The organism is Solidesulfovibrio sp. (genome assembly GCF_029978005.1).
Lineage (GTDB): Bacteria > Desulfobacterota > Desulfovibrionia > Desulfovibrionales > Desulfovibrionaceae > Solidesulfovibrio.
This window is the reverse complement of the sequence record NZ_JARKOZ010000047.1, coordinates 1-15,302: the sequence shown is the minus strand read 5'-3', so window position 1 is coordinate 15,302 and position 15,302 is coordinate 1. Positions and strand designations below refer to the sequence as shown.

12 protein-coding genes and 1 pseudogene are annotated in these 15,302 nt (G+C 65.4%); 2 read left to right on the top strand and 11 right to left on the bottom strand.

What is annotated here, in order from left to right; translation table 11 throughout:
• Positions 1–90: 90 nt before the first annotated feature.
• From clpP to cadR, 6 genes are all read right to left on the bottom strand, one after another.
• Entirely contained in the window at positions 91–738 is a 648-nt protein-coding gene (clpP, locus tag Q1K70_RS05720) for an ATP-dependent Clp endopeptidase proteolytic subunit ClpP (protein ID WP_300156768.1), read from the bottom strand.
• A gap of 127 nt (positions 739–865) precedes the next feature.
• On the bottom strand, positions 866–2,212 hold the full coding sequence (tig, locus tag Q1K70_RS05715; protein WP_300156766.1) for a trigger factor: 1,347 nt from the start codon (positions 2,210–2,212) through the stop codon (positions 866–868).
• 270 nt (positions 2,213–2,482) lie between these two features.
• Entirely contained in the window at positions 2,483–4,048 is a 1,566-nt protein-coding gene (locus tag Q1K70_RS05710; RefSeq protein WP_300156770.1) for a hydantoinase B/oxoprolinase family protein, read from the bottom strand.
• A gap of 7 nt (positions 4,049–4,055) precedes the next feature.
• Entirely contained in the window at positions 4,056–5,660 is a 1,605-nt protein-coding gene (locus Q1K70_RS05705; protein ID WP_300156764.1) for a hypothetical protein, read from the bottom strand.
• Between the two features lie 35 nt (positions 5,661–5,695).
• Positions 5,696–6,421: a hypothetical protein gene (locus tag Q1K70_RS05700; RefSeq protein WP_300156762.1), complete on the bottom strand. Its 726-nt coding sequence runs from the start codon at positions 6,419–6,421 to the stop codon at positions 5,696–5,698.
• A gap of 84 nt (positions 6,422–6,505) precedes the next feature.
• Complete coding sequence (gene cadR / locus Q1K70_RS05695; RefSeq protein WP_300156760.1) at positions 6,506–6,994, bottom strand: Cd(II)/Pb(II)-responsive transcriptional regulator; 489 nt, start codon at positions 6,992–6,994, stop codon at positions 6,506–6,508.
• 82 nt (positions 6,995–7,076) lie between these two features.
• On the opposite strand from cadR, the gene Q1K70_RS05690 reads away from it, so the two are divergent.
• Together Q1K70_RS05690 and Q1K70_RS05685 are read left to right on the top strand one after the other, a co-directional pair.
• Positions 7,077–9,338: a heavy metal translocating P-type ATPase gene (locus Q1K70_RS05690; protein WP_300156758.1), complete on the top strand. Its 2,262-nt coding sequence runs from the start codon at positions 7,077–7,079 to the stop codon at positions 9,336–9,338.
• A 78-nt stretch (positions 9,339–9,416) separates the two neighbouring features.
• Complete coding sequence (locus tag Q1K70_RS05685) at positions 9,417–10,166, top strand: SDR family oxidoreductase (RefSeq protein WP_300156756.1); 750 nt, start codon at positions 9,417–9,419, stop codon at positions 10,164–10,166.
• Positions 10,167–10,265: 99 nt separating this feature from the next.
• Here the strand turns inward: Q1K70_RS05685 and Q1K70_RS05680 are convergent, their stop codons facing one another.
• The 5 genes and pseudogenes from Q1K70_RS05680 to Q1K70_RS05660 all read right to left on the bottom strand — a co-directional run.
• Complete coding sequence (locus Q1K70_RS05680) at positions 10,266–10,862, bottom strand: single-stranded DNA-binding protein (protein ID WP_300156755.1); 597 nt, start codon at positions 10,860–10,862, stop codon at positions 10,266–10,268.
• A 156-nt stretch (positions 10,863–11,018) separates the two neighbouring features.
• Positions 11,019–11,366 (bottom strand): hypothetical protein, encoded by a 348-nt coding sequence (locus Q1K70_RS05675; RefSeq protein WP_300156753.1) that lies wholly within the window; start codon positions 11,364–11,366, stop codon positions 11,019–11,021.
• 2 nt (positions 11,367–11,368) lie between these two features.
• Positions 11,369–12,019 (bottom strand): biotin attachment protein, encoded by a 651-nt coding sequence (locus Q1K70_RS05670; protein ID WP_300156751.1) that lies wholly within the window; start codon positions 12,017–12,019, stop codon positions 11,369–11,371.
• 167 nt (positions 12,020–12,186) lie between these two features.
• Positions 12,187–14,433, bottom strand: coding sequence for an acetyl-CoA carboxylase carboxyl transferase subunit alpha/beta (locus tag Q1K70_RS05665; protein ID WP_300156749.1), 2,247 nt, complete (start codon positions 14,431–14,433; stop codon positions 12,187–12,189).
• A 57-nt stretch (positions 14,434–14,490) separates the two neighbouring features.
• Positions 14,491–15,302: pseudogene (locus Q1K70_RS05660) on the bottom strand (acetyl-CoA carboxylase biotin carboxylase subunit); the annotation flags it as partial.

The window sequence follows — 15,302 nt, the reverse complement described above, 5'->3', positions numbered from 1 at the left end:
CCGCTGTGCTTGGTCATGGTTCCGTCGTTCCTTTCCGGAGGAGGGCAGCGCCTCGCTTCCGTGACGCGCGGCTTGGGGGCGCGTCAGTATTTATTTGTTGGCGCTCGCCGACTTTTCGCCGGGCAGGAGCACTTCGTCGACCAACCCGTACTCCCTCGCCTCGTCGGCGCTCATGAAGAAGTCGCGGTCGGTGTCCTTTTCGATTATCGCCAGGTCCTTGCCGCAGTGCTTGGCGAGGATGCCGTTCAAGATGCCCTTCTGGCGGTTGATCTCGGCCGCCTGGATGTTGATGTCGGTGGCGCTCCCTTGCGCGCCGCCCCACGGCTGGTGGATCATGATGCGGCTGTGGGGCAGGGCGTAGCGCATGCCGGTGGCCCCGGCGCACAGGAGCAGCGCGCCCATGCTGGCGGCCTGGCCCATGCAAAGCGTGGAGACCGGCGGCAGGATGAACTGCATGGTGTCGTAGATGGCCAGCCCCGCCGAGACGACGCCGCCCGGCGAGTTGATGTACATGAAGATTTCCTTTTCCGGGTCCTCGGACTCCAGAAACAGGAGCTGCGCGCAGATGAGGTTGGCGACATAGTCGTCCACGGCGCTGCCGAGCAGGATGATGCGGTCGCGCAGCAGCCGGGAGTAGATGTCGTAGGCCCGTTCGGAACGGCCGGTGGTCTCGATGACTATGGGAATGGTGGTCATGTCGCTCCCGTTTTGCGTCGTCCGGGGCGACGGGTGGGACATTTTTGTCTGTCGTCCGCCACCGTCGCGATCGCGCGCTTCGGGTTTTGGGCCGAAGGGAGCGGGTTTTCGCCCCTTCGGCCCGGTTTCGTCAACCAAACACTATGCAAGAAACGGCCCAAAATCTGCGCTAGTCGCGCACACCGTAGCCCTTGTCGTCGCCTTCCGCGGCCCCGGCGGCCTTCTCCGCCGGCGGCACCTTGGTGACCAGGGCGTTGGCGTAGATGAAATCGGCGGCCTTGTCCGCCAAAAGCTTGTCGCGCACCATGATCATGAGGCCGTTGTCCTCGTAGTAGCGCTTGAGCAGGATCACGTCCTGGCCGGTCTGGCTGGAGAGGCGGTAGAAGAACGCGTCCATCTCCTGGGGCGAGACGGACAGCTCTTCCTTGGCGGCCACGGCGGCCAGGAAGATCTGCGTCTTGACCAGCTCCTCGGACCGGGGCTTGAGGTCGGCCTCCAGGTCGGCCATGGTCTTGCCCACGCCCTCCAGGCTCTTGCCCTGGCGCTCCAGCTTCTCCACGAAATCGTTGGCCATGCCGGCCAGCTGCTGTTCCACGGTGGTGGGCGGCAGCGGGAACTCGACCTTCGCCAGCAGGGCGTCCAGCAGCTTCTTCTGGGCGGCGGAGCGGTGCAGGTCCTGGCGCGATTTCTTGTAGGACATGGTAATGGCTTCGCGCATCTTGTCCAGGTCTTCGAAGTTGCCGGCCTTTTTGGCCAGCTCGTCGTTGACTTCGGGCAGCTTGCGCTGCTTGATCACGTGCACGGCCACTTTCATGGTCACGGTGCGGCCGGCCAGGTCGTTGTTGATGAAGTCGGCCGGGAAGGTCATCTCGGCCTCCCCTTCCTCGCCGGCGGGCACGGTCTTGATCAGCGCCTCGAACTCGGGCAGGGCCTGACCCTCGCCCAGCGTCAGCTCGAAATTCTCGGCCCGGACGCCGGGAATGGGCGCGCCGTTTTCGAAGGCCTCGAAGGTGACGGAGACCACCTCGCCGTCCTCGGCCGGGCGGTTGTCGCTGATGGGCGCGACCTCGGCCAGGTTCTTGCGCACGCGCTCGATGACGGCGTCGATGTCGGCGTCGGCGACGACCACATCCTCCTCCTCGATGGCCTGGCCCTTGTAGTCGGGCAGGTCGAAGGCCGGGGCATGCTCGAAGGAGAAGGTGTATTCCAGGGGCGTGTCCCTGGACAGGGCCGCCTCGCTGACGTCCAGGCCGGAGAGCGGCGAGAGCTTGAGCTCGCCCATGATCTCGTTGATGTGGACGTTGATGAGGTCGGTGGTGGCTTCGGCCGAGATTTCCTTTTTAAAGCGCGACTCGATCACGCTCGACGGGACCTTGCCCTTGCGAAAGCCCTTGATGTCGGCCTTGGAGCGGTACAGGGCCACGGCCGTGGCCAGGGCGGCATTGGCCTCTTCGGCCGGAACGCTGACGTTGACCTGCGTTTTCACAGGCGAAATTTGGGAGACGGTATATTCCAAGGCTTCCTCCAGAAGTGTCGCCCCACCCTTTGGCGGGCGGGGCGGATTGCGGATCGTTCGGGATTTGTAATCGAGGATACGAAATGGGCTATGCTACACGAGAGAAGGAAGGAAGGAAAGCTGAAATCGCCCCTCTCGGCCGAACGGCGACAGGGTCAGGGGAGAAGCCTCCGGCGGCCAAAGGGCTTCGCCCTTTGGAATCCCGCCCGAGCCGCGCCGGCCGGCCCGTCCCGTCGTCCGCCAGGGCGTTACGGAGACCTCGCTCGGGCGTCAGTCCGCCGGGCCGAAGCCGCCGCCGCCCGGGGTCTCCAGCCGCAGCCGGTCGCCCGGGCGCAGCCGCACGTGGAACTTGCCCGGCATGACCATCTCGCCCGCGCGGCGCGTCACCACATTGACGCCGGGCGCGCCCTCGCCGCCGCCGGCCAGGCCCCACGGGCCGCGCACGCGCCGCTCGGAGAGCACGGTCGCCTCCATGGGGGCCAGGACCTCGAGCTCCCGCACCAGCCCGTCGCCGCCGGCATGGCGGCCCGGCCCGCCCGAGCCCCGGCGCAGGGCGTAGCGCGTCACCAGCAGCGGGTAGGCGTATTCCAGGGCTTCCACGGGCGTGTTGAGGGTGTTGGTCATGTGGGAGTGCACGGCGCTCTCGCCGGGGCCGCAGGCGTCGGCCCCGGCCCCGCCGGCCAGGGTCTCGTAGTAGGTGAAGGGCTTTTTGGTGCGCGGATCGACGCCGCCCATGGCCACGTTGTTCATGGTGCCCTGGGAGGCGGCCGGTATGCGGCCCGGCAGGGCCTGGGCCAGGGCGGCCAGGATCACGTCCACGAGACGCTGGGAGGTCTCGACGTTGCCGCCGGCCACGGCCGCCGGGAACTTCGCGTCCGCGAGGCTGCCGGATTTGGTCGTCACGGTCACGGGCCGCAGGCAGCCGGCGTTGGTGGGCATCGCGCCGCCGGCCAGGGCGCGCAGGGCGTAGAGGGCGGCGGACACGGCGATGGCGCGCACGGCGTTGACGCAGCCGGCGGTTTGCGGGTCGGAGTCGGTGAAGTCGAACTCGGCCTCGCCTTCGGCCACGGAGAGCGTCAGGCGCAGGGCCAGGTCCGCGTTGCCCGCGCCGTCGTCGTCCAGGAAGTCCTCGGCCGTGTAGGAGCCGCCGGGCATGGCGGCTATGGCGGCGCGCATGAGCTTTTCGGCGTAGTCCTGGAGCGCGGCGGCCATGGCGGTCACGGTTTCGCGGCCGTGGGCGGCGACAAGGGCCTCCATGCGGGCCACGCCCGTGCGGTTGGCCATGATCTGGGCGGAAAAGTCGCCCTGGCGTTCGCTGGGGGTGCGCACGTTGGCCAGGAAGAGGTTCATGACGTCGGGCACGACTTCGCCGCCGACGACGATTTTGACGGGCGGTATGACCAGCCCTTCCTGGAATATGGAGGTGGACAGGGGCATGGAGCCGGCGGCCATGCCGCCGACGTCGGCGTGGTGGGCGCGGCTGGCCACGTAGAAGGCCGGCGCGTCGCCCCCGGCGTAGACCGGGGCCACGAGGGTGATGTCCGGCAAGTGGGTGCCGCCGCGGAAGGGGTCGTTGAGCATGGCCATGTCGCCGGGCGCGAGTTCCATGGCTTCGAGCACGGCGGCCACGGACAGCGGCATGGAGCCCAGGTGCACGGGTATGTGGGCGGCCTGGGCGACCATGTCCCCGGCCGCGTCGAACACGGCGCAGGAGAAGTCGCGGCGCTCCTTTATGTTGGGGGAATAGGCGGCGCGGGTGAGCGCCACGCCCATTTCCTCGGCCACGGAGGCGAACTTGTTCTTGAAGACTTCCAGGGTGATGGGGGTGATGTTAATTGTCATTTCACACATTCCCATCAATAAATTCACTAGTTAAAACAATTCGACGAATTCTTCTTTTGTCATCAAATGGAACAATCCAGTCACCGTCATTCGAATTTTCAATCGCAACATAGTCTCTTGGCTGCCGCGAGGTTTTAAGTAAATCTACATACGTTCCATAATCAAGTGTATAAATATTATAACGCTTCCCGGGGTTGTCCTTGTCCGCATAACCTCTTTGAACAAGATGCAGAACTCTTAAATCAAATAACTTCTGGATGCTTGGATGCTTCTGCAATTCATTCGGCAACAAAAACGATCTAGCGCTCCTATGTCCGATCACTTCATTTATTATTTTGGACAAAAGATCACGCAAGGGGATATCTAGAGCCTCGTTTTTATCTTTCTCGAACCAGCCTCGTGCAGCCTCGAGAATCGACCTTTGATCTATTCGGTCACGACTCCGCCTAACTGTGTCAAAAAAAGCATTCGTGAATATATTAATCAAATCACGAACAACCCCCTCTGCCGCACGCGCCAATTCATTATAAACTTTATCTGTTGTAAATACATCCCACGCAAACATTCTGCTCGAATGAATGCCTTTTATAGTTTCAAAATATCCTTGAGGCAGCTCACTCTTAATATGTCTATATATAATATCGAGAAAAAGGTTTGAAATTTGATCAGGATTTCTATCGTAGACATAATAGTCATCAATATCCAAAGCGATAGAAATATCAGCTCCAGGTTCAAAACCTAAAATACCGCCTTTAAATGAAACATTAAACTCCGAACGATATTCTAACGAAGCGATTTTAACAACCACCAGTTCATTAGCAAAAAAAGATCGTTTAATAAATTCAGAAAAATACGGCTGTATATCTAACGGCAGCGAAGACCATTCATCAACTAGCAATACAAGTTTATACTGCAATATGCTTAATATTTCTTTAACATAATAGTGTATATCTCCAAAAATAACCTTATCAGCCAAATTTATCTTAAATCTTTCTGTCACATCTTTGCCAGATTCAGCCGCGCCCCCAAGCGTTGGCTTCAAAGCCCCCCCTGCGAGATCAAAACTCCCCTCTAATCCTGCGCTATATGCTAATTTATTCTTTTCTACAACGACCATTTCTTCTTTAACAATTTTCTCTCTATCCACAGAAAACGCATTAGACAGTCGATACAATAAATCAAACACTTTTTCAGCATCAGCACTGGAAGAATGCGTGATCAAATTCAATAATTCATTATGGACAATTGTCATAAAATCTCGAAATAGAGCCAGACATCGAACACTCATTGGATATGTATCATCAGAGAATTGCGCAGTGCTCCCAAGAACTCGGCAATCAATATAAATAGCGCTCGTACCTTCCTCTTCTTCAAATTTTTTTTGCAAAACCTTAAATATATGAGTTTTTCCTGTCCCTCGTCTTCCATAAATAATTTGATTATTATTATTCTCAAGCTGTGGAACAATGCCGACATCAACATATATATCAACCAACTTATCCGCGTCTCTCTGCCGTTCAGAACGCTGCAAAATATTAGATACCGCACGATTAAAAACCTTGTCTCTTAAAAGAAAAGAAGTTTCGTCACCACCTCTTGGTACCATTTAACGTGTCTCCTTACTGATCTACCTCAATACATTTACAACTTACATAAATACGCCGCAAAATCCCCAACATACGCCCTTCCCCCGTGGTGGGCGAACTTCCCCGGCACGCTGACGTGCACCTTGCCCCCGATGTCGCGCCAGCGTTTGCAGAAGGCGTAGTCCTCGGGGAGGTAGTCGCGGGTGGCCGGGTCGATGGCCGTGTCGAAGAAGGCGTAGTTGTCCGTCGGCTCCGCGTTGGTGCAATCATGGCGATAGAGCAAATCCGGATAGGCGTCCATGAGGCGCGTGAACACCTCGCGGCGGATCATCATGAAGCCCGTGGCCGCGTACTCCACTTCCAGAAACCCCCGCTCGTCCATGCGGCAGCCGGGCTTGACCTTGACGGCGTAATCGAGGCTGGCCGCCTCGGCGACCGGCGGCGGCGTGCCGGCGGGCTGGGCCATGACGCGATCGAGCCTAAGCCCCTTGACCGGATAGACGCCGCAGACCACGTCCAGGCCGCTGCCGAGCAGGCGTGGCACCATGGCCGGAACGAATTCGATGTCCGCGTCGATGAAAAGCAGATGCGTGGCCCGGGCGTCGCGCAAAAACTCGCCCGCGATGGCATTGCGCGCCCGGGTGATGAGGCTGTCGCTTGCCGGCGTGAGCAGCCGAAACGGCGTCTTCTCGCGGTTGAGCACGTCCTTGAGGGACAGCATGGACAGCATGTAGGGCAGCGTGACCACCCCGCCGTAACACGGCGTGCCGATGACGAGCATGTTGCGCCCCTTTCGCCAAGCCGCCACATTTCGCGGCGGCCCCGCCCCAAAACTGGCCCCCATCGGGGAGGGTCCGGGAGGGGGTCACCCCCTCCCGGCCGCCGGAGGCATCTTCCCTCTTCTGTCCCTCTCCCCCATCCCTTTCCCCTTCTCCGCCCGGCCGTAGCGTTCGCACCGGGTACAGCGTTCTTCCAGTTCCCGCATGATGCCGCACTCCTCCACGGGCGTGGTACCGGTGCAGCATTGCCGCAACGACGCGAGCTGGGCGGCCAGGTCTTGCAGGCGTTCGATGCGTTCGGTGATTTCGGCGATGTGGGAGTCGAGCAGCACATTGACTTCGCCGCAGTCGCCGGCCGCGCCGTCCTTGAGGGCGAGCAGCGCCCGGATCTCGTCGAGGTTCATTTCCAGCGCCCGGCAGTTGCGGATGAACGTCAGGCGCGACAGGTGGCTGGCGTCGTAAAGCCGGTAGTTGCCGTCGCTGCGGGCCGGGTCGGCCAGCAGTCCTTCCTTTTCGTAGTAGCGGACCGTATCCGTCTTGCAGCCGGTGCGGCGGGCGAGTTCGCCGATGCGCATGGAAACCTCCCTTGGAAAAAACGCTTGACCCTGGAGTTGCTCCAAGGTGTCTCATGGCCGTGACGAAGGCAAGGAGGTTTTCATGTCCCAGCACGATCACGGTCATGACCAGGCCCATGACCATTCCCATAGCCTGGAATCGGGCCGGCCGCTGCCCGGGCAGGCCTGTTGCTGCGGCGGGTCCTGCGCCGCCGGACCGGCCCCGAAGGCGCAGGAAGGGCCGCCGCCCCAGGCCGCCCGGACCGATGTCTTCCGCATCGAGGCCATGGACTGTCCCGTCGAGGAAACGATGATCCGCAAGGCCCTCGGCGGCATGCCGGGCGTGGCCGGGCTGCGCTTCAACCTGCTGGCCCGGGAGCTGACGGTGCACCACGATCTGCCGGACACTGTCGGCATCGTGGCCGCCATCGCGGCGCTCGGCATGGAGGCCGTGCCGGTGACGGCGGGCACGGCCCTGCGACTGGACGCCGGGCCGCTCGGGCCGTGGGTGACGCCCGCCCAGACCGGAGGGCTCGCCCTGTCGGTCCTGTCCGAGGCGGCGGAATGGTTCGGCATCGGCGAGCCCTGGCTGTCCGTGGCCTGCGCCCTGGCGGCCATCCTCGCCTGCGGCCTGCCCATCTACCGGAAGGGCTGGATCGCCCTGTCGCGGCGGGAACTCAACATCAACGCGCTCATGAGCATCGCGGCCACGGGCGCGCTCGTTCTCGGCCAATATCCCGAGGCGGCCATGGTCATGGTGCTCTTCGCCATCGCCGAGCAGTTGGAGTCGGCGTCCCTGGCCAAGGCCAACGGAGCCGTGGCGGCGCTTTTGTCCCTGGCTCCGGAGGTGGCGACGGTGCGTCGCGCCGACGGCGCGTTCGCCCAGGTCCCGGCCCGGGACGTTCCGGTCGGCGCGGTCATCCGCATCCGTCCGGGCGAGCGCGTGCCGCTCGATGCGGCGGTGGCCGAGGGACGCTCGTCCGTGGACCAGTCGCCCGTCACGGGCGAAAGCCTGCCCGTGGAGAAGGGGCCGGGGGAGGCGCTCTTCGCCGGGACCATCAACCAGGAAGGGGAACTCACGGCCACGACCACGGCCCTGGCCGACGATTCCACCCTTGCGCGCATCACCCGGGCGGTGGTGGCCTCGCCGGGCAAGGAAGCGGACATGAAGCGGTTCGTGGACCGGTTCGCGGCGGTCTACACCCCGGCGGTCTTCGCCGTGGCCGTGGCCGTGGCCGTGCTGCCGCCCCTTTTTCTCGGCGGCGGCTTCGCGACGTGGATCTACAAGGGGCTGGTCATCCTGGTCATCGCCTGCCCGTGCGCCCTGGTCATCTCCACGCCGGTGTCGGTGGTCAGCGGCCTGGCCGCGGCGGCCCGGCGCGGCATCCTGGTCAAGGGCGGGCTTTTCCTGGAGCGCGGCCACGCCCTTGCCGCCGTGGCCCTGGACAAGACCGGCACCGTGACCACGGGCCGGCCGGCCCAGACGGATTTCGAGAACCTTTCCGGCGACGCGGCCGCCAACCGGGTCATCGCCGCGAGCCTGGCCGCGCGCTCGGACCATCCCGTGTCCCGGGCCGTGGCGGCCAGGGCCGGCGAGGACGGCGTGGCCCCGGGCCACGTCTCGGACTTCGCCGCCCTGCCGGGGCTTGGCGTGCGCGGCCTGGTGGAGGGGAAGGCCTACCATCTGGGCAACCACCGGCTGGTGGAGCAGTTGGAGCTTTGCTCGCCGGCCATCGAGGCGCGCCTGGACGCCCTGGAGGACGCCGGCAAGTCCACGGTGCTGCTCATGAACGACTCGGGCGTGCTGGCCGTTTTCGCCGCCGCCGACGCCGTGCGGCCCCACAGCCGGGAGGCGGTGGAGGCGCTGTCGCAGCTTGGCGTTTCCGTCGTCATGCTCTCCGGGGACAACGCCCGCACGGCGGCGGCCGTGGCCCACGCGGCCGGCATCGAAGACGCGCGCGGCGACCAGATGCCCGAGGACAAGGCGGCGGCGGTGGAGGCGCTCCGGGCCGGGCTTGGCGGCAAGGGGCTGGTGGCCATGGTCGGCGACGGCATCAACGACGCCCCGGCGCTCGCCCGGGCGGACATCGGCTTCGCCATGGGCGCGGCCGGCACGGACGCGGCCATCGAGACGGCGGACGTGGCCATCATGGACGACGACCCGCGCAAGGTGGCGGCCTTCATCCGCCTGTCCCGGGCGACGGTGGCGGTGCTCAAGCAGAACATCGCCCTGGCGCTGGGGCTCAAGGGGCTGGTGCTGGCGCTGACCGTCGCGGGCTACGGCTCCATGCTGCTGGCGGTCTTCGCGGACATGGGCACGAGCCTGCTCGTGATCGGCAACGGGCTGCGGCTTTTGCGCAAGTAGCGACGGGCTGTTTGACAAACCCCCAACCGGTTCCATCTGTATCCGTATGGTGCTCGAGACCGTGAAAGGAGACGCCATATGGAAAAGGAACTCGCTGGAAAGGTCGCTCTGGTGACCGGGGGCTCCCGGGGCATCGGCGCGGCCGCGGCCCTGGCCCTGGCGCGCGCCGGGGCCGATGTGGCCATAAGCTACGGCGCTTCGGCCGAGAAGGCCCGGGACGTCGTCAAGGAATTGGAAGGGATCGGCGTTCGCGCGGCGGCCTACCGGGCCGACCAGGCCGACCCGGCCCAGGTCGCGGAACTGGTCGCGGCCGTGGCCCGGGACTTCGGCCGCCTGGACATCCTCGTCAACAACGCCGGCGTGGGGGCCATGGTCCGAATCGGCGACCCGGCGGCCGACCAGGCCGCCCTGGACCGCCTGTACGCGGTCAACCTCGGCGGCGTCGTGGCCGCCATCCGGGCCGCGGCCGCGGTCATGGCCGACGGCGGGCGCATCGTCACCGTGGGCTCCTGCGTGGCCCGACGCGCCGGCTTCGCAGGCATGGCCGACTACACCGCCACCAAGGCCGCCGTGGCCGGTTACGCCAAGGGCGCGGCCCGGGACCTGGGGCCGCGCGGCATCACCGTCAACGTGGTCCAGCCCGGCCCGACGGCCACGGACATGAACCCGGACAGCGGCGATTTCGCCGAAGCCCTGAAGGCCGAAACGGCTCTCGGCCGCTATGCCCGGCCCGAGGAAATCGCCTCGGCCATCCTGTTCCTGGCCGGACCGGGAGCGTCCTACGTCACCGGCACGGAACTGACCGTCGACGGCGGCCTGAACGCCTGACCACCAAACACGAGGGCCGGATGCGCGATCCCGCGCCGCCGACTTCCCGGCGGGCGCGGGCGCGCATCCGGCCCTCGAAACGTTTGTCTCGCCGATAGGCTAGAACGGCACGTCGTCCATGCCCGAGGCTTCGGAGGGGAAGGCCGGGCCCATGTCCTCGTCGGGATAGGGCTGGTTGCCGCGCTGGGCGTTCTGGCCGCCGCGCGGGCCGCCCTGCTGGCCGCCGCCGCGCGGGCCGTTCTGCTGCCCGCCGCCCTGCCCGCCGCCTTGCCCGCCGCCTTGGAAGGAGCGACGGGGAGCCTGGGGCGCGAAGCCCTCGTCGCCCATGGGGGCGTCGGCGGCCTGGCCACCGCGCGAATCGAGGCCCTGGATGGTGTGGCCGGGGCCGGTCACCACCACCTCGGTCATGTAGCGCTTCTGGCCCTGCTGGTCCTCCCAGCTGCGGGTGCGAAGCGTCCCCTCGACGTAGACCAGCCGGCCCTTGGCGAGGTAGTTGCCGCAAAATTCCGCCGACTTGCCGAACACCTTGACCCGGTGCCACTCCACCCGGTCCACCTTGTTGCCTTCGCGGTCCTTGTAGGACTCGTCCGTGGCCACGCTCATCTCGGCCACGGGGCTGCCCGAGGGCATGTAGGTCAGCTTGGGGTCCTGGCCGAGCCTGCCGACCAGAATGACTTTGTTGATGCTGCCGGCCATATCCCGCCTCCTTGGTCCCGCGCAACGGCGCGGCATTGTCTGGGTTGAAGCCTCCGGCGGCCAAAGGGCCAAGGCCCTTTGGAATCCCTCGAGGGGTCCGGCAGGTCGGCCTTCATCCCGGAGTCCGTTTCCGATGCTGCGGACTCGAAAAAACCGTTATCCCTTGGGCGCGAGCTTCTCCAGCTCGGCCAGGGCGTCTTCCAGTTCGTAGGAGCGCTTGTCCGCCGTGTGGGCGTCGCGGTCGGCCAGGGCCCCCTCCAGGGCGTTCTTGCAGACCATGGCCCGCTCGACGCCGGGCAGCAGCGCCTTGCGCTCGGGGCCGGGCAGATCGCCCAGGCGCACCGCGTCGTCCAGGGCCTGGGTGAGTTCCAGAAGCCCGCGCGGCCCCGCCGGCGGCGTGGCCGCGGCCGGCCAGGCCAGGGCGTAGAGCTTGGCGAAACGCTCCTCGGCGGCGACCGGATCGTAGGTCTGGGCGATGACGCGGATCTGCAGGAACTTTCCCATGGCTACTCCCCCTCCTCCCAGTCCGTGCGCACCCGGTTGACGACGTCCTGGATGAGGCTGGTCTGGGACTCCGGGCACACGCCGACAAGGGGCGCGCCCTGGTCCACGTTCTGGTCGTGCTGGAAATACACGGCGTAGATGATGCCCTCCGGGCCTTCGTAGATCAGGGGCTTTTCCCGCTTCATGCGCGAGACGATGAAAAGCTCCATGCCGGGCTTGACCGTGACCGAGCGCGGCCCCGAGGCCTTGACCTTCTTGTCCACGCTGGGGATGAAATAATACTTGGCCCGTTCCGGGGCGCGAAACAGGTGCAGCACCTGGCGCAGGATGGCGGCGATGACCTCGTCCTTGGACAGGTAGTGGCGGATGACGGCGAGCTGTGTGCCCGCCTCCACGAAAGTCCCTTCCAGCTCCCGGCGCACCTCGCCGACCACGCCCTTGGCCCCGGCGAAAAGGGGCTTGTCGTTGTGCTCGCGGGTGAGCTTGGCCAGCAGGGTGCCGGGCTTTTCGCCGTAGGCGCCCGAGGTGGCCTCCACCCGCGTCCCGGGCTCGATGCCGGCGAAGCGGACCACGCCCGTGTGGGGCGCCTCCACCACGATCTCCTCGTAGGGCGCGGCTTTGATCTGTTCCAGCAAGGCTTTGACGTCTATCACTCTCGTTCCCCGTCGCCGGCCGCTCGTCCGGCACTGGAGTTTCTCTACCCGTTACATCGCCGTGCGCCTTGAAGCAATCGCGCACGCCCCCTTCCCCCCATCGGGGAGGTCCAGGAGGAGGTCACCCCCTCCTGGCCGCCGGAGGCCTCTTCCTCTTCCCTCTCCCCCTACCGATAATACAAATTCCGGCCGCCGATGGTAAGCAGGACCTGCTTGAGGTTCTTGCGGATCTCGCGGCGGTCCCAGATGCCCTGGATGTGGCCCCGGGCCAGGGCGTTGTGGGCCCGGTGGTAGTCGGGCGGGATGTCGATGCCGGTGGTCTCCTTGATGACGCCCGGGCCGGCGAAACCGATGTTGGCCGAGCGCACGGAGAACTGGTAGGGCGAGCAGCCGAGGAAGCTCGCCACCGGGCCGGCGTAGGAATTGGTGTCGTAAAGGACCACGTAGAGCCCGCCGGCCTCGATGTAGCGCCGTACGGCCAGGGTGACCCGGGGCATCTGGATGAGACCGTTCAGGCTCTCCTGGATGCGGATGCCGGCCGTGCCGTGGACGTAGGCCAGGAACGGGAAGTGGCGGCGGCGGGCCCTGGCCAGGGCGCGGATGAACTTCTCGCCCTCGGCCGCGCCCACCGACCCGCCGCGGAAGGCGGAATAGAGCACGGCGGAGGTGATCTTGATGCCGTCGATCTTGGCGTCGAGGGACACGCAGCCGGACTTGCGGCCGGTCTTTTCCTTGGCGGCGGCGAGCTTTTCGTCGAAGCCCGGGTAGTCCAGGGGATTGCCGGCCTCGAGGTCGGCGTCGTGCTCCGTGACCGAGCCCGGGTCGAAGACGTTGCCGAGCACCCACTGGTATTCCATGGGGAAGTGGTGGCCGCAGTTGACGCACACGCCGGCGAAGTCGCCGTAGAGGTCCGGGGCCCAGAGGTCCGGGCAGCCGTAGGTCTTGGACTCGGGGCAGGTGACGGCCTTGTCCTCGGCGGCTTTCGGGCTCACGTAGCGCCAGCCGAAGTCCTCGAGGCAGGCCCCCTGCTCGGGCTGGGAGAGCTCGACCAGCATGCGGCTTTTTTCCGGGTCGCAGGCCACGACGCCGTTTTTCTCCCGGCTCTTGCGCAGGGGGGCGGCCAGGCGGTTGGCCACGAGCCGGACCTCGGCCTCCAGGTCGCCCACGGTCTTGGCCAGGTTCTTGATGTACTTGCCGAGGAAGTCGTAGCGCAGGAAGGAATAGCCCGACCACAAAAGGCTCTGGGCCCGGGAGGCGATGCGCGCGCCGGAGGGCCGGCTGTCGCGGAAGGCCGTCTCGGCCATGCGGCGGTACTTGCAGTAGCGCTTCCAGACCAGCCGGTCGGCGGCGGCCTCGTCGAGGGTCCAGCGCACGAACATGCTTTCGGCGTCGCCGTCCTTGCGCCGGGAGGCGACCAGGGCGCGGAAGAGCTTGAACCCGGCCACGCCCAGGAAGACCTGGTCCGTGGCCCGGACGACCTCCTGGCGCAGGTCCTTGAAGAAGTCGTAGTGGTGGGGCCGCGCGCCGAGGTCGGGCTCGGCCACGACCTTGTCGATGTAGCCCATGCGCAGGTTGTCGGCGGCGGTGATGCTCAGCCGCCTGGCGCACTCGGCGATGAGCTCCGGGGCCACGCGCTGGCCCTGGCGGATGCCGGCCTCGATGGCGGCCGCGCCCTCGGGGGAGATGACGGAATAGTAGCCGTGGGAGAGCATGAGGCGCACGTCGGAAAGGCCGATGGCCTCGGCCCCGCCCGAGCCGCCCTCGGAGATGACCGACACCACGGGCACGCGAAGCCCGCCCATCTCGTAGAGGTTGCGCGCGATCTGCTGGGCCGCGCCCGGGAAGTCCTCCACCGGGTAGGCCCCGGGGGTGAACACATAGGTGTGGATGGGGATGCGCTCGGTCTCGGCGACCTTCATGTACTGGAGGGCCTTGGCGTTGCCCCAGGGCTTGACCGAACCGCCGTTTCGAAACTCCTGGCCGTGGCCCTTTTCCTGGCCGATGACCATGACGGGCTGGTTGATGACCTTGTCGCCCTTTCTGCGGGTGATGTAGGCCCGGGCGATGAGCATGCTCGGGTCGATGGAGTATTCGTCCTGGCCGCCGATCTCGGTGTAGTTGTCGTAGACGTTTTCCAGGATGTCCTTGAGGCTCACCCGGGCGGGGTGGCGCACGATGCGCACCCGGTCCATGGGCGTGAGCTCCTCGTCGAGTTTCTTTTCGAGGAACCCGAAGAGGTCCTCGAGCTGGCGCAGCATCTGCGCCTTCTCGCCGGGAGGGGCGTCGTGGCGGGCAGCGAATTCGCCCAGGCGCGAGCGCATCAGCGCGATGTTGGCGTTTTCCCGGCCGCCGAAGACGTCCTGGATGTATTGCAAGCGATCGGTCAGTTCGACGACGCGCTTTTCGATTTCCATACGATGTTCCCGAAACGCCGCCCCCGCGCCCTATCGCGCACGCGGAGGGCGGGACGCTTAGAATTGCAGAATGGTGGCGGTCTTGTCCCGCAGGAACCGGACGTTGGACTTGAGCTCCTGTCCGGCGCCGTCGGCTCCGGACAGGGTCAGCTCGTCCAGGTAGCCCACCCCGCGCTTCCTGGCCTCGGCCAGGTCGCGCCCCCAGATGATGGCGAGCGCCAGGTTGGGGTCGTATTCCGTGGGGATCTCGTAGGGCGCGTCCATGGGGATGTGGGTGTAGAGCCTGGCCCAGGGCAGGCTCGGGGCCAGGAACTGGTCGATGCGCCCGACCCAGGGGGTGAAGCGGTTGGCGGGGTCCTCGGCGATGATGCGGTACTCGACGCCCACGCCCTCGAAGGTGATGTCCGACTGGTCGTAGCCCATGGGCTGGCCGAGGCCCATCCGGATCTGCTCGGCGATGAGGTTGACCCCGTCCTTGCCCTTCACGCGGGAGATGGCGGCGGACACGCCGTTTTCCACCTGGATGCGGGTGTTGACCTCCATGAGGAACGGCTGGCCCGTGGGCGAGACGATCCATTCCCAGGTGCCGACGTTGTCGTAGGCCACCTCTTTGGCCATGGCCAGGGAGTAGCCCACGATGTCGTCCAGGACCTTTCTGGCGTCGAAGGCGTATTCGACCTCCTCGGGCCGAAATCCCGGGGCCACCTCCACGCGCTTCTGGCGGCCCGTGGACTGGATGGTGCAGTTGCGGGTGCCGAAGTGGACGATGTTCTTGCCCGACCGGTCGGCCACGATCTGCACTTCGAGGTGGTTGAAGTCGAAGATGCGCTGCTCGATGAGCACGCCCTCGTCGTGGAACTGGCGCTTGG